This is a genomic window from Actinacidiphila sp. bgisy145 (assembly GCF_057708125.1).
This window is the reverse complement of record NZ_JBYIRL010000002.1, coordinates 289100-303849: the sequence shown is the minus strand read 5'-3', so window position 1 is coordinate 303849 and position 14750 is coordinate 289100. Positions and strand designations below refer to the sequence as shown.

The following is a 14750-nucleotide window of genomic DNA, read 5'->3' as shown; positions in this document are numbered from 1 at the left end:
TCACATGTCGGGTTGAGCTTGCGGGATTGAGGAGAGGGCAGAGCTATGGAAGAGCCGCGTCGCCTCGGCGGCCGGTACGAGCTGGGCTCGGTGCTCGGCCGCGGTGGCATGGCCGAGGTGTACCTCGCCCACGACACCCGGCTCGGCCGCACCGTTGCCGTGAAGACGCTCCGGGTGGATCTCGCCCGCGATCCGTCCTTCCAGGCCCGGTTCCGCCGTGAGGCCCAGTCGGCCGCCTCTCTGAACCACCCCTCCATCGTCGCCGTGTACGACACCGGCGAGGACTACGTCGACGGGGTCTCGATCCCGTACATCGTGATGGAGTACGTCGACGGCTCCACGCTGCGCGAACTGCTGCACTCCGGGCGCAAGCTGCTGCCGGAGCGCTCCCTGGAGATGACCGTCGGCATCCTCCAGGCCCTGGAGTACAGCCACCGGGCCGGCATCGTGCACCGCGACATCAAGCCCGCGAACGTGATGCTCACCCGCACCGGCCAGGTCAAGGTCATGGACTTCGGCATCGCCCGCGCCATGGGCGAGTCCGGCATGACGATGACCCAGACCGCCGCGGTGATCGGCACCGCGCAGTACCTCTCGCCGGAGCAGGCCAAGGGCGAGCAGGTCGACGCCCGGTCCGACCTGTACTCCACCGGCTGCCTGCTGTACGAGCTGCTGACCGTCCGGCCGCCGTTCGTCGGCGACTCGCCGGTCGCGGTGGCCTACCAGCACGTCCGCGAGGAGCCGCAGCCGCCGTCGGTGTACGACCCCGAGGTCACCCCGGCGATGGACGCGATCGTGCTGAAGGCGCTGACCAAGGACCCGGACTACCGCTACCAGTCGGCCGACGAGATGCGGGCCGACGTCGAGGCGGCACTGGACGGCCAGCCGGTCGGCGCGACCGTCGCGATGGGCGCGGCCGGCTACGGCTACCCGCACCAGTACGGCGACACCGCGGCCACCACGGCGATGCCGCCGCAGACCGACCCGCAGACCTCGATGCTGCCGCCGGCCCGCGACGACGACGGCGGCTACGGCTACGAGGACCGCCCGGACCGGCGCCGGCAGAAGAAGTCGAGCAACACCTCCACGGTGCTGCTGGTCATCGCCGCCGTGCTGGTGCTGATCGGCGCGATCTTCCTCGGCAAGTCGCTGTTCGGCGGGCACGCCAACAACGGCGGCACCGTGCCGGACTTCACCAACGTGTCGCTGACCGACGCCCAGGCGAAGGCGGGGAACGTCGGCATAAAGCTGGTCAAGGGCCCGGCGGTGTACTGCGGGAACGTCGACAAGGACCTGGTCTGCAAGCAGGACCCGGCGGCGGACTCGGCGATCCCGTCGGACAAGACGGTCACCGTGAACCTGTCGAAGGGCGCCGCGCCGGTCGCGGTGCCGGATGTGACCAACGACAAGTTCGACGACGCGAACACCGAGCTGACCAAGCAGGGCTTCCAGGTCCAGCAGAAGTCCGAGACCTCCACCACGGTCGACCCGGGCACGGTCATGAGCCAGGACCCGAAGGGCGGCACCAAGGCCGCCAAGGGCTCGACGATCACCCTGACCGTGGCGGTGGCGCCGAAGAAGGCCACCCCGACGAACGTCAAGGGCGAGTCCTACGACGACGCGGTCAACGCCCTCAAGGCACAGGGCTTCACCAACATCAGCCGGGGCACCGACCAGCCGTCCGACGAGACCCAGCAGGGCGACGTCATCAGCCAGACGCCCGACCCGAGCGCGGGTGAGCAGTCACTGGACACCCAGATCGTGCTGACCGTCTCCTCGGGTCCGGCGCCGACGACCCAGGCGCCGGCGACCATGCCCGACCTCGCCGGCAAGAACGTGGGCGACGCCAAGGCGGCGCTCCAGGCGCTGAACCTCAACCTCCAGATCAACGCGGTCAACATGCAGGGCGGCGGCCAGGCCAACGACAACGCCAAGGTCCTCCAGACGGACCCGCAGGCCGGCACCCAGCTCCAGGAGGGTCAGACGATCACGCTGACCGCGATCGGCGGCAACGGCTTCGGCCAGTAGGCCGCCGCTCCTCCGCCCGCGCCGCCCGGCACCCCGCGCCCCGCCGCCGGAGCTACTTCAGCTCCGGCGGCGGGGTGCGCTGTGCGTCGACCTTCTCGGTGCGGACCAGCTGGCCCCACACCACGTAGCGGTAGAGCGAGGTGTAGACGGGCGTGCAGGTGGTGAGGGTGATGTAGCGGCCCGGCGTCTTCTTGCCGGACTCCTTCGGGACCTGGTCGGTCACCGCGACGTCGTACTTCGAGGTCTGGTCGAGGACCTTGTAGACCTTGTAGACGTACCAGGTGTCCTTGGACTCGAAGACGATCGGGTCGCCGGTGTGGATCTTGTCGATGTTGTGGAACTTCGCGCCGTGGCCGTCGCGGTGCGCGGCGACGGTGAAGTTGCCGGTGCTGTCCCAGGGCATCGCCGCCGGGGTGGGCTTGGTGTAGTAGCCGGCCACCCCCTCGTTGAGCACGTTGGTGGAGGTGCCCTTCTTCACCAGTACCTCGTAGTTCCGGCCCATCGCGGGCACGTGCAGGAAGCCGATGCCGTCCTTGGTGTCCAGGCCGCGCGGGGCGCTGTTGCCGCCGCCCGACGGCGTCTGGGCCCACTCCTGGCGGACCTTCGCGGCCTCCTTGCGGGCGTGCCGGTCGGCGACGACGTTCGTCCACCACAGCGAGTAGACGACGAACAGCGCGAGGATGAGCCCCACGGTGATGAGGACCTCGCCGACGACGCTGATGACGGCCGCGACACGGCCCCGCCCGGTGCGGTTCTCGGTGGTCACGCTGTTCCGTTCTGTTGTTGTCGCGCCCTCAGCCATTGACGAGCGCGTCGGGTTTGCCCTTGCTGCGCGCCCGCTCCTCGGTCAGTTTGCCCCAGACGATCAGCCGGTTGGTGCTGGTGAACTCGGGCGTGCAGGTGGTGAGCGTGATGTAGCGGCCCGGCCCGGTGAAGCCGGAGCCCGGGGGCACGGGGTCGAGGACGCTGATGTTGCTGGGCGGGGTGGTCGCCAGTGAGCTGGTCACGGTGTAGGTGTAGTACGTCGTGGACGTCTCCACCACCACCTTGTCACCGGGGACGAGGCGGTTGATGTAGCGGAAGGGCTCGCCGTGCGTGTTGCGGTGGGCGGCGACCGCGAAGTTGCCGGTCTTGTCCCAGGGCATCGCGGTGTTGGTCGGCTCGCCGTCGTAGTGGCCGATCATGCCCTTGTTGAGCACCTTCGTGGTGCTGACGCCCTGGGCGATCGGGGCCTTCACGTCCAGCTTGGGGATGTACATGATCGCGAAGCCCTGGCCGGGCGAGAAGGTGCCCGCGTCCCGGCTGCCGTCACCGGTGCTGTTGTCCCACTGCTGCTCCAGGTTGTGCGACGCGCTGTTGGCCTGCGCGTGCGCCCGTACGTTGGTCCACCACAGCTGGTAGGTGACGAACAGCAGCATCACGACGCCGACGGTGATGAACAGTTCGCCGACGATCCGGCTGATCACCACTGCGGGGCTGTCCTTGGCAGCCTTCGCGGCCCGGCGGGCCTCGACCCGGCTCAGCGGCGCGGCCGGCTGCTCGCCGTCGGCCGCGGGGGCGGGCGCTGCGGCGGCGCCGCGGCCCCGGGCGCGGTGGCCGCCGCGGGCGGCCGCCTTGCGCCGGGCGGCGCGGCCGCCCTCGGCAGGGGCCGGCCCGGGGGTGGGTGCCGCGGCGGGGGTAACGGCCGCGGCGGGGGCCCCGGCCTGGGCCGCCTCAGCCGCCTGGGCCGCCTCGATGGGCACGGTGTCGGTGAACTGGGGAAGCTGCGCGGTCTCGTCGGGCGCCGGCCCGGATGCCCTCGGCTCGGGCGAAGGCACGGCGGCCGCGGGAGCGGCAGGGGCCGGCGCCGTGCCAGGCGTCGTGCCGGGTGCCATGACGGGCCCTGGGGCCGGGGCAGGTGCCGGGCCGGGCGCGGTCACGGGTGGCGGCGCCATCGGCGGGGGCGCGCTCGCCGGCTCCGGCTGCTGCGGGGCCCGCCCCGGCGCGCGGAACCACGGCGAGCCCGGCGCGGGGCCTTGCGGCGGGCCCTGCGTCGGGCCCTGCTGCGGGCCAGGGGGCGCAGCACGGTGCGCGGGCCCCTGCGGGGCGCCCTGCGGCGGGCCCTGCTGAGGTGTGCTGCCGCCCGCCGGGGCCCGGCCGGGCAGCGGGTCGTTCAGCGGGTCCGCGAGCTGTCCGACGGCGACCTCGAACTGCCCGGTGTCCTCGTACGACATCGGGCCGTCGGAGTGTCGCTCCGGCCGGAGCGTGGTCACCTCGCGGCCCCCGCGGCCGGGGTGCCCGTCCCGACCACCGGGGCCAGTCCGTGCGAGCGGGCCACCGCTCCCGGTTCGCCGCACTCGGCCAGCCAGTTGGCGAGCATGCGGTGCCCCCACTCGGTGAGCACCGACTCCGGATGGAACTGCACCCCTTCGACGGCGGCTTCGCGGTGCCGGAGCCCCATGACGATCCCGTCCTCCGTCCAGGCGGTCACCCGCAACTCGTCCGGGAGTGTGTCCCGTTCGACCGCGAGCGAGTGGTAGCGGGTGGCGGTGAAGGGCGAGGGGAGCCCGGCGAAGACTCCGGAGCCCTCGTGCAGCACCGCCGAGGTCTTGCCGTGCAGCAGTTCCGGCGCGCGGCCGACGACCCCGCCGTAGGCCACCGCCATGGACTGCACACCCAGGCAGACGCCGAAGACGGGTACGCCGGTTTCCGCGCAGTGCCGGACCATGTCCACGCACACCCCGGCCTCTTCGGGGGTGCCGGGGCCGGGGGAGAGCAGCACCCCGTCGAACCCCTCGTCGGCGTGCGCGAGTCCGACCTCGTCGTTGCGCAGCACCTCGCACTCGGCGCCGAGTTGGTAGAGGTACTGGACCAGGTTGAAGACGAAGGAGTCGTAGTTGTCGACCACGAGGATGCGTGCGCTCATCGGAAGGCGGCCACTCCGTGCTGGACTGAGGTCATCCCGTTGTCGACGGTGACGTCGTTGAACGGCAGCAGCGGCTCCGCCCACGGGAACACGTACTGGAAGAGGATGTAGACGACCGCGAGGACCAGCACGAGTGAGATCAACGCCCTCACCCACACGTTGCCCGGCAGATGTCGCCAGATCCAGCCGTACATGCGGTGCCTTCCTTCCGGGTCCCCGCAACAGGGTAAAGGGAGATCGGCGACCAAGGGACGTCCATGGGACAAAGCTTCGGCATGGGATCGGGCCGCGCGCACGGGATGCCGGGGGCCGGCGGCGGGGCGGCTCACTGCTGGTCCACAGGCGTCGCATAGCGCAGGTCCACCGACCCGGTGTAGCCGGGCAGGGTGGTGCGGCCGGACGCCGCCACCTTCCAGCCGAGTCCGTACGCCCGCACGTACTGGAGGTAGTTGCGGATCGCCGGGCTGGCGTCGAGGGCCTTGCGCAGCCGGCTCTGGTCGCCGACCGCGGTGATCCGGTAGGGCGGGGAGTACACCCGGCCCTGGAGGATGAGGGTATTGCCGACGCAGCGGACCGCGCTGGTCGCGATCAGCCGCTGGTCCATGACGCGGATGCCCCGGGCGCCGCCCTGCCACAGCGCGTTGACCACCGCCTGGAGGTCCTGCTGGTGGATGACCAGGTCGTTCGGCTGCGGGTCGGGCACGCCGGGCACCAGCGCGGTGGCGTTCGGCGGGGCGTCGTCGAGGGTGACCTGGAGCGCCGGGCCGGTCAGCGGCGCGGTGCCGGCCGCCTTGCCGAGGGCGTCGATCCGGGCCCGGTCGGCGGCGCTGAGGCCACTGCCCTGCCGGGTCAGGCCGTCCACGTCGGAGCGGACCCCGGCGAGCTGCCGCTCCAGCTTCTCGTTCTGCGCGTTCTTCGCCCGGATGTTGTCCGACAGCTTCGGCAGCGGGTCGTCGCTGCGGATGTCCACACCCTTGGCGGTGTCGAAGCTCGTCCAGAAGATCAGCCCGGCCAGCGCGAAGACGCCCGCGCTCAGTGCGCGCAGCGCTACCGTGCGGGAGGTCCCGCGGGATGTCCCACGAGATGTAGGGGCTGGGGAGGTGCCACCGGCTCCGGTCACCAAATACCCTTCTCCTTACAACCCAAGGGAAGCACTACGCTAACGGACGTCCGGGAGCGGCACCGCCTCCCACCGCCCCTCACCCGCCGGGCTGACCCCACAGAACCGCGCGGTCACGCAGCGCATCGACAGGAGTTCTCTCGTGCCGAAGTCACGGATTCGCAAGAAGGCGGACTTCACCCCGCCCCCCAGCAAGAACGCCGGAGCGATAAAGCTCAGCAACCGCGGCTGGGTGGCGCCGCTGATGCTGGCGTTCTTCGTCGTCGGGCTGGCCTGGATCGTCCTGTTCTACGTGACCCGCGGCGACCTTCCGGTGGACGCGTTCGGCAACTGGAACATCGTGGTCGGCTTCGGCTTCATCGCCGGCGGCTTCGTCGTCTCCACCCAGTGGAAGTAGCACATCGACACGGTGGAAGCAGCACGTCGGGCATGGTCCCCCGCACTTGTCCACACGGTTATCCACAGTGGGGAAAAGGTCGGAAGATCTGTGGATAACCTCTACGGAGTTGACGCCGGTACGACCGGTGGTCGCCACGGCGGCCACCGGTCTTTCGTCGATCGGGCCGGGAAAACCCGGTCGAACCGGACCACGTGACGTCGTGCACACGGGTTGTGCACAACATGGCGGAAGTTCTTCACAGGTGCGGTCCCGCTGTGGATAACGTCGGATCAACGCCAGGGACACGGGCCGGTGCGGCGGTCAGGGCGTGACTTGCGCCACAGCCACGCCGATGAGCGCGACCGAGGCCAGCAGCACCGCCGCCGTGGACCCCCACTGCACCAGCGACCGCCGCTCCCGCGGCGCGTAGAGCATCCCTATGGCCACCAGCGTCCCGGCCACCAGACCGCCGACGTGCGCCTGCCAGCTCACCCCGCTCCAGGTGAAGCTGAAGAGGATGTTCAGGCCGAGCAGGATCAGGATCGGCCGCATGTCGTAGTTGGCCCGCCGCATGTACACCGCGGTCGCGCCGAACAGCCCGAAGATCGCCCCCGAGGCGCCGATGGTCAGCGCGTCCGGCGCGAGCAGCAGCACCGCGGCGCTCGCCCCCAGCGCGGAGACCAGGTACAGCGCGATGTAGTGCAGCCGCCCGAGCCGCTGCTCCAGCGGGGCGCCGATCCACCACAGCGTCAGCATGTTGAAGCCGATGTGCAGCGGGTTGGTGCGCTCGTGCAGGAACGCCGAGGTGATCACCCGGTACCACTGGCCGTCGGCCGCGCCGCCGCAGACATGGTGGCCGAACTGGTCGTGCAGGCACACCGCGTACAGCCCGTAGTCCGAAGCGACCTTGCCGGTGGCGCCCCCGCCGGCCGCCAACTCCACCAGCCACACCGCGACGTTGACCGCGATGAGGATCTTGGTGACCAGGAACGGGTCGCCCCGGCCGACCCGGCTGCCGGTCACGGTACGGGGCTGGGAGACGTGGCGCGGGGCGCCCGGACCCGCCTGGTGGGACTGGGCCACGCACTCCGGGCACTGGAAGCCGACCGAGGCGCTGACCATGCACGCGGTGCAGATCGGCCGCTCGCACCGGGTGCAGCGGATGCCGGTCTCCCGGTCGGGATGCCGATAGCAGCAGACCGGCTGGTCCATGACGTCCACTCCCTGATGACACCCGACGACACCCTGCGCGCCTGTGCGCGCGCCCTGTGCGGGCTGTGCACTCGTACGCCCCGCCCTCTGAGTACGTGCGGGCGGGGCGTGGCGTTCCCCGAAGACTACGGGATCGGCGGTCGCGGGCGGGCGGTCAGGAGGTACGGCGCTCGATCAGCACCGTCTCCAGGACCACGTCGCTGAGCGGGCGGTTGGTGTGCGGGTTGGTCGGGGTGCCGACGATGCCGTCCACCACCTTCCGACTGGCGTCGTCGGCGACCTCGCCGAAGATGGTGTGCTTGCGGGTGAGCCAGGTGGTCGGTGCCACGGTGACGAAGAACTGCGAGCCGTTGGTGCCCGGCCCGGCGTTCGCCATCGCCAGCAGGTAGGGCCGGTCGAAGGCCAGGTCGGGGTGGAACTCGTCGGCGAACTCGTAGCCCGGGCCGCCGGTGCCGTCGCCCAGCGGGTCGCCGCCCTGGATCATGAAGCCGGACAGGACCCGGTGGAAGACGGTGCCGTCGTAGAGCTTCTCGTGCGACGGGTCACCGGTACGCGGATCGGTCCACTCCCGGGTGCCCTCGGCGAGCCCGACGAAGTTCGCGACCGTCTTGGGGGCGTGGTTCGGCAGCAGCCGGATCACGACGTCTCCGAGGTTGGTCCGCAAGGTGGCGTAGAGCTGCTCGGCCACGTTCTACCTTCCATGATTCTTCGCTGACAAGGGACAAATCCTTGCACGGCCCGGACGGTGCCGTGGGCCCGGTCCCCGGCCCTGCCCGCTGCTGGGGCGGCCGGTACGAGGGGAATCGGGCCGACTGACCCGGATGGCTTGCCGCACATGCCGTACACCGGTCGGCCGGGCATGATTTCGAAGCGGATGGACAGGCGAGGACGGTACGCCACCGAACCACCGAGGAGGAGGTTCCTGTGACCCGCATCGACAGCGTGCGCCACGCGGCCGACGTGACGAAGGACAGCGTGCGGCACGCCGCGGAGGTGGCCGCACCGTACGCGGCCGCGGCGAAGGAGAACGCCGTGGTCTACGGCCGGCAGTACGGTCGGCAGGCCGGCGTCTACGGCCGCCAGGCGGGCGCCGTCGCCCGGCAGCAGTACGAGGCCAAGCTCGCGCCCCGGGTCGACCAGGCCCGGGAGCAGGTGTGGGCCGCCATGCCGCCCAAGGCCGCCAACGCCGTGGAGACCGCGACCCGCCGCACCGCGGAGGGCGCGCGGGCCGCCACCGACTACGCCGCCCCGAAGGTGACCACCGCGGTCGCCGCGACCCGCTCCGCGGCCGGTCCGGCCAAGGACGAGGTGGTGCTGCGCGGCGGGGCCGCCCTACAGGCCCTGCGCGGCCAGGTGTCGGCCGGCGACATCGACCGGCTGGTGCGCCGCCGGATGCGGCGCGCGAAGGCCGGGCGGGCCGCCCGCGACGTGGTGCTCGTGGCCGTCTGCTGCGGCGCGGCGCTGGCCGCGTGGAAGTGGTGGAACAAGCAGAACAACCCCGAGTGGCTGGTCGAGCCGTCGGAGCCGACCGACACGGGCGAGCGCTCCCCGATGCCCGGCACCACCACCCTCACCGTGGTGGACCCGCAGTCCGGCTCGCTGAACGGCTCCTCGCCGGACACCGTCGACCACGTCGACGGCTCGCCCGGGGCGGACGAGCTCGACGAGGAGGTGCGGGCCAAGCAGGCGGAGGCGGACCGCAGGCGCGAGAACGGCGAGGGCGGCGGCCACTAGGCCGTGGCCTGGAGCCGCCGCCGGTCCGCCCGCCGCCCGCCACCCACTGCCCGCCCGCCGGCGCGGTCCGCGGCCGGGCTCAGGCCGTCGCCGCGGGTGCCGGCGCGGTCGCGGCGCCGGCCGGGTCGGCGTCCTCCACGTGCTGGTCGAGCACCGCGGGGACGTCCTTCAGGGTGCGCAGCGCGAACAGCGCGCCCGCGAGCATGACCGCCGCGGCGGCCACCACCGTGACGTGCATGCTGCCGGTGAACGCCGCGCGGGCCGCGTCCACCACCTGCCGGCCGGTCGCGCCGCCGAGCTGCCGGCCGGTCTGCACCCCGCCCGCCACGGACTCGCGGGCCGCCGACCGGTGGCCGGCGCCGAGCAGCGCGGGCAGGTGCAGGTCGTTCCGGTAGAGCGTGGTGAGCACCGACCCGAGGATCGCGATGCCGAGCGCGCTGCCCAGCTCCGTGCCGGTCTCCGAGATCGCCGCCGCCGCGCCCACCCGCTTCCTGGGCACGCTCGCCAGGATGGTGTCGGAGGTGACGGCGAAGGTGAAGATGACGCCGAGGCCGTTGACGACCAGCAGCGGCAGCAGGTGCCAGTAGCCGGTGTGCGGGGTGACCCGGACGAAGGCCGCGGTGCTCAGCGACATCAGCAGCAGGCCGAGCGCGACCGTGCGGGCCCGGCCGGCGCGCTGGACCAGGACCGTGGACAGCGGCGCCCCGAAGGCCGCGGACAGCGGCCCCGGCAGCAGCGCGAGTCCCGCCATGAGCGGCGACCAGCCGTGCACGACCTGGAAGTAGAGCGAGCAGGCCAGCGACAGCGTGGACGAGGCGAACAGCGCGACCACGTTCGCGGCCAGGGCGCCGGTGAACGCGGCGTTGCGGAAGAAGCGCAGGTCGAGCAGCGGCTCGGCGAGCCGCCGCTGGCGGCGCAGGAAGGCGGTCAGGGACACCGCGCCGACGGCCGCGGTGATCCACACCGCCGGCTGGTCCACGCCGTCGCGGGCCGCGGTCTTGATCGCGTAGATGATGCCGAGCATCCCGGCGATCGACATCGGCGCGCCGGCCCAGTCCAGCCGCCCGGGGTGCGGGTTCCTGGACTCCGGCAGCACGATCACGCCCGCGACCAGCACCAGCGCCATCAGCGGCACGTTGATGAGGAAGACCGAGCCCCACCAGAAGTGGTCGAGCAGCAGGCCGCCGACGACCGGGCCGAGCGCGAAGCTGGCCGCGCCGACGCCGCTGCTCACCCCGACCGCGGTGGTGCGCTCCCGGGGGTCGGTGAAGGCGTTGCGGACCAGGGAGAGCGTGGAGGGCATGATCGTCGCGCCCGCGACGCCGAGCAGCGCGCGGGCCGCGATCAGCAGGCCGGGGTCGTCGGCGTAGGCGGTGAGCGCGGAGGCGGCGCCGAAGCCGGCCACGCCGAGGAGCAGCAGCCGCTTGCGGCCGATCCGGTCGCCGAGGCTGCCGGCGAAGATCAGCAGCCCGCCGAGGACGAAGCCGTACACGTCGACGATCCACAGCAGTTGCGTCGAGGAGGGGTGGAGCTGGTCGGTGAGGCTCGGCAGCGCGTAGTTCAGGACGCTGTTGTCGATGCCGAGGAGGGCGGCGGCCACGCAGCAGATGGCGAGGACCGCCCAGCGGCGGCCGTCGGCCACGGCGCCGGAGGCGGGGGCGGGAGTTGTCGTCGTCATGGCACCGAGCGTGGGCGGGGGCGCTGACCGCGGGCTGACCGTCGGCGCACCGCGGGCTGACAGCGGGTGTCGGCGCAGGTCGGGGCGGTGCCCCGGAGCGGTGGTCGCGCCCTTCGCGCGGGGGCGGGGGACGGGTCACCCGCCGGTCAGGTACTCCGTGGTCAGGGCGAGCGCGGCGGCCCGGTCCAAGGCGCGGGTGCGCGCGTACGCCTCCTCGTACGGCCCGTCGCCCAGGGCTCTTCGGGCCGCGGCGGCCGTGGCGCGTACGTCGGGTCCGCCGGGCGGCCTGCCGCGCACCGCGTGTGCGGCGCCCAGCAGCAGTGCGGCCCGACGCGGTTCGTCGACCAGCACCGCGAGCCCCGCGGCGGCCACCGCCAGGAGCGCGCCGGACATCGGGAACTCCATGGCACCGCTGCCGCTGTCCGCCGCGGCGGCCCTGAACCGGTCCCGGGCGGCGGCCGCGTCGCCCTCGGCCACCGCGATCCAGCCGAGGGCGCGCAGCGCGGTGGAGCGGATGCCGTCGCTGGAGAACCAGCCGCGCGGGCACTCCAAAAGCGCCTGCTCGCACAGCGCCCGCGCGGTGGCCAGATCGCCGGACAGCCGGGCGGCCTCGCCGAGCCCGACGTGGGCCATCGCCAGCGTCTCCGGCGAGCCGGCCCGGCGGGAGAGCAGCACGGCCCGCTCGCAGTACGCCCGCGCCGCGTCGTACTCCTCCGCGCGCAGGCTGTACGCGGCGTGGTTGCAGAGCAGTTCGGCCATGTCCAGGGCGGAGTCCAGCTCCTGCGCCAGCTCCAGCGCACGGCCCAGCGACGCGAGGGCCTCCGGCAGCCGGCCGTCGTAGTCCGCGAGGTCGGCGAGCACATTGAGGGAGGTGATCATGCCCCAGCGGTCGCCCTCGGCCGTGAAGTACTCCAGAGCGCGGGTGCACTCGCGCCGGGCGGTGGCGGTGTCGGCGTGCGTCATCCACGCCTGGAAGCCGGCGCCGAGGTGGCCGAGCGCGCGGTACCACGGGTCGTCGTGCTCGGCGAGGAACTCCTCCAGCACCGCGACGGTGTCCTCGCTCGCGTCCGGCACACCCGCGAACGGCGCCCACAGCAGCGTGAGGACGGGGAAGCGCCGGGACACCCGGTGCATCCGGTCCACGACGACGGTGGCGGCCGCCACGTGCTCGGCGTAGGCGTCCGGGTCGGAGAGCGCGCCAAGCACCGCCATCACGCACAGGGCGAACTCCTCCTCCATGCCCTCCGGCGGGTGCGGCCCGAGCGCCGCGAGCACCTGCCGGGCGGCCGCGACCCCCTCGTCCCGCACCCCGCGCAGCAGCCAGTACGACGACAGGGCCGCGACCAGCCGCATCGTGGCGGTGGTGTCCCCGGCAGCCTGGGCGCGGTGCAGGGCCGCCCGGAAGTTGTCGTTGTCCTCGGCGTACCGCGCCAGCCACTCCACCTGCTCGGCGCGGCGCAGGTGCGGGTCCGCGTCGAGCGCGAAGCGCAGGAAGTGCGCGATGTGGGCGCGCTGGGTGCGGTCGGTCTCGCCCGCCTCGGCCAGCCGCTCGGCGCCGTACGCGCGGATCGACTCCAGCACGCGGTAGCGGACCCGGCCGGACACGTCCGGCTGCTGGGCGACGACGAGGGACTTCTCCACGAGCGCGGCGACCAGGTCCAGCACGTCGTCGGGGTCGATGCGGTCCGCGCCGGCGGGGTCGCCATGGGCCGGTTCCGGGTCGGCGCAGACCGCCTCCGCGGCATCCAGGGTCCAGCCGCCCGCGAACACCGAGGCGCGCCGCAGCACCGCCCGCTCGTCCGCGGGCAGCAGCTCCCAGCTCCACTCCACGACGCCGCGCAGGGTGCGCTGGCGCGGCTGGGCGGTGCGGCTGCCGCGGGACAGCAGCCGGAAGAGCGCGTCCGGCCGTATGCCGAGGCTGTACGGGACCACGTCGCCGTCGCGGTCGGGGAGCGCACCGAGCCGGGCGGCGATGTCCACGACCGACAGCGAGCGCAGCCGGGCCGCGGCGAGCTCGATCGCCAGCGGCAGCCCGTCCAGGGCGGTGCACAGCCGCAGCACGGCGTCCGCGCTCGCCGGGTCGGCGACCGGGTCGAAGTCGGGGCGCACGGCGGTGGCCCGTTCGACGAAGAGGCGTACGGCGGGGGAGGCCAGCGCTCCTTCCCGGTCCGTGCCGGGCTGCGGCAGGGGCAGGGTCGGCACCGGGCACAGCACCTCGCCGTCGATGCCGAGCGCTTCGCGGCTGGTGGCGAGGACCCGCAGCAGCGGCAGCCCGGCGAGGAGGCGCTCGGTGAAGTAGGCGGCTTCGGTGACGACGTGCTCGCAGTTGTCCAGGACCAGCAGCAGCGGGCGGTCGGCGAGGGCGGCCGTGATCCGGGACAGCGGGTCCGGCGCGGCGGCGCCCGGGCCGGACGTCGGCAGCAGCCCGCCCTCGCGGAGCCCGAGGCCGCCGAGGACGGCCCGTGCCAGGGCGGCGCCGTCGTCGAGCCCGGCCAGCTCCACGAACCGCACGCCGTCCGGGTGGCGGCGGGCCGCCTCCACCGCGAGCCGGGTCTTCCCAGCGCCGCCCGGGCCGATCAGCGTGACGAGCCGGCCATGCGCCAACTGCTCGCCGATCCGGGCGATCTCCTCCTCGCGGCCGATGAAGCTGGTGAGCCGGGCGGGAAGTTCGTGGTGCTCCGGAGGCTCGGGACGCTCCGGATACTCCGGATGTTCACGGCGGGCGTGCGGCGCTGTTCCACGTGGAACATGCGCCTCCACGCGTGTTTCACGTGGAACATGCGCGGTTGTCCGGGGCGGTACGGGTGCGGGCCCGGCTGCGGCTGCGCCCGGCCCCTCCCGCTCCTCCCGCGTCCGCGGCCTGTCCGATATCAGCGACGGGTCTCCGCGCAGCACCGCGAGGTGGACCGCGGACAGCTCCGGGCCCGGGTCGGCGCCCAGCGCGTCGGCCAACTCCCGCCGGGCCGCCTCGTACGCCGCCAGTGCCTCGGCCTGCCGCCCGCTGCCGTACAGCGCCCGCATCAACTGGCCGCGCAGCCGCTCCCGCAGGGGGTGCGCGGCCACCAACTCCCCCAGTTCCGCCACCACATCGCGATGCCGGCCGAGCGCCAGTCCTGCCTCGACCCGGTCCTCCACCGCCCCCAGCCGCAGTTCCTCCCACCGCGCCGCCTGGGCCACCGCGAACGGCGCGTCCCCCACGTCCGCCAGCGCGGGCCCGCGCCACCACCCGAGCGCGTCCGCCAGCAACTCGGCCGCCGCGTCCGGCTGTCCGGCCGCCAGCGCCTCCCGCCCGCGCAGCGCCAGCCGCTCGAACCGGTACGCGTCCACCTGCTCCCGCTCCGCCGCCAGCCGGTACCCCGCCGGGTGCCCCTCCACCGCCACCGGCAGCACCTGCCGCAACCGCGAGATCTGCGACTGCACCGCGTTGGCCGCCCCGGCCGGCGCGCCCGCTCCGTACAGACCGTCGATCAGCCGCTCCGCGGCGACCACCCGCCCCGCCTCCAGCACGAGCAGCGCCAGCACCGCCCGCCGCCGCGGCCCGCCCAACGCGGCCTCGGCGCCGTCGGCCCCGACCGCCCGCGTCGCCCCCAACACCCCGAACATGACCACCCCCCGATTCTGTCCCACCCCCACCCCGACCCCCAGCCCCCGCACCCCACCGCCCGGCCGCCGCACCCGGCCCACACGCCGTCGG

12 protein-coding genes are annotated in these 14750 nt (G+C 73.3%); 3 read left to right on the top strand and 9 right to left on the bottom strand.

The window, feature by feature from the left end:
• Positions 1-45 precede the first annotated feature (45 nt).
• A complete protein-coding gene (gene pknB / locus AC3ERT_RS03065) occupies positions 46-2028 on the top strand; it encodes a Stk1 family PASTA domain-containing Ser/Thr kinase (RefSeq protein WP_435172495.1) in 1983 nt (660 codons plus the stop codon).
• Between the two features lie 52 nt (positions 2029-2080).
• Here the strand turns inward: pknB and AC3ERT_RS03060 are convergent, their stop codons facing one another.
• The 5 genes from AC3ERT_RS03060 to AC3ERT_RS03040 form a co-directional block, all read right to left on the bottom strand.
• Entirely contained in the window at positions 2081-2830 is a 750-nt protein-coding gene (locus AC3ERT_RS03060) for a class E sortase (RefSeq protein WP_335971857.1), read from the bottom strand.
• Positions 2823-4241, bottom strand: coding sequence for a class E sortase (locus tag AC3ERT_RS03055; RefSeq protein WP_435172494.1), 1419 nt, complete (start codon positions 4239-4241; stop codon positions 2823-2825). Before AC3ERT_RS03055 ends, AC3ERT_RS03060 begins: the two co-directional genes overlap by 8 nt.
• A 35-nt stretch (positions 4242-4276) precedes the next feature.
• Positions 4277-4933: an aminodeoxychorismate/anthranilate synthase component II gene (locus tag AC3ERT_RS03050; protein WP_335971852.1), complete on the bottom strand. Its 657-nt coding sequence runs from the start codon at positions 4931-4933 to the stop codon at positions 4277-4279.
• Positions 4930-5127 (bottom strand): hypothetical protein, encoded by a 198-nt coding sequence (locus AC3ERT_RS03045; RefSeq protein WP_335971850.1) that lies wholly within the window; start codon positions 5125-5127, stop codon positions 4930-4932. The genes AC3ERT_RS03050 and AC3ERT_RS03045 overlap by 4 nt, the downstream gene beginning before the upstream one ends.
• Before the next feature lie 131 nt (positions 5128-5258).
• The gene (locus tag AC3ERT_RS03040) at positions 5259-6053 is read right to left on the bottom strand and encodes a DUF881 domain-containing protein (protein WP_435137179.1); all 795 of its coding nucleotides are present in this window, start codon (positions 6051-6053) and stop codon (positions 5259-5261) included.
• 142 nt (positions 6054-6195) lie between these two features.
• On the opposite strand from AC3ERT_RS03040, the gene crgA reads away from it, so the two are divergent.
• Entirely contained in the window at positions 6196-6450 is a 255-nt protein-coding gene (gene crgA / locus AC3ERT_RS03035; RefSeq protein ID WP_335971847.1) for a cell division protein CrgA, read from the top strand.
• 303 nt (positions 6451-6753) lie between these two features.
• Here the strand turns inward: crgA and AC3ERT_RS03030 are convergent, their stop codons facing one another.
• Positions 6754-7644, bottom strand: a complete 891-nt coding sequence (locus AC3ERT_RS03030) for a rhomboid family intramembrane serine protease (RefSeq protein WP_335971845.1) — start codon at positions 7642-7644, stop codon at positions 6754-6756.
• A 154-nt stretch (positions 7645-7798) separates the two neighbouring features.
• The gene (locus AC3ERT_RS03025) at positions 7799-8332 is read right to left on the bottom strand and encodes a peptidylprolyl isomerase (RefSeq protein ID WP_335971843.1); all 534 of its coding nucleotides are present in this window, start codon (positions 8330-8332) and stop codon (positions 7799-7801) included.
• A 236-nt stretch (positions 8333-8568) separates the two neighbouring features.
• Here AC3ERT_RS03025 and AC3ERT_RS03020 point away from each other — a divergent pair, with 236 nt between their 5' ends.
• Positions 8569-9378, top strand: a complete 810-nt coding sequence (locus tag AC3ERT_RS03020; protein ID WP_335971840.1) for a DUF5324 family protein — start codon at positions 8569-8571, stop codon at positions 9376-9378.
• 79 nt (positions 9379-9457) lie between these two features.
• Here AC3ERT_RS03020 and AC3ERT_RS03015 read toward each other — a convergent pair whose 3' ends face one another.
• Both AC3ERT_RS03015 and AC3ERT_RS03010 read right to left on the bottom strand, forming a co-directional pair.
• Positions 9458-11056: an MFS transporter gene (locus AC3ERT_RS03015; RefSeq protein ID WP_335971838.1), complete on the bottom strand. Its 1599-nt coding sequence runs from the start codon at positions 11054-11056 to the stop codon at positions 9458-9460.
• Positions 11057-11191: 135 nt separating this feature from the next.
• Complete coding sequence (locus AC3ERT_RS03010) at positions 11192-14659, bottom strand: AfsR/SARP family transcriptional regulator (protein WP_435172630.1); 3468 nt, start codon at positions 14657-14659, stop codon at positions 11192-11194.
• Positions 14660-14750 lie beyond the last annotated feature (91 nt).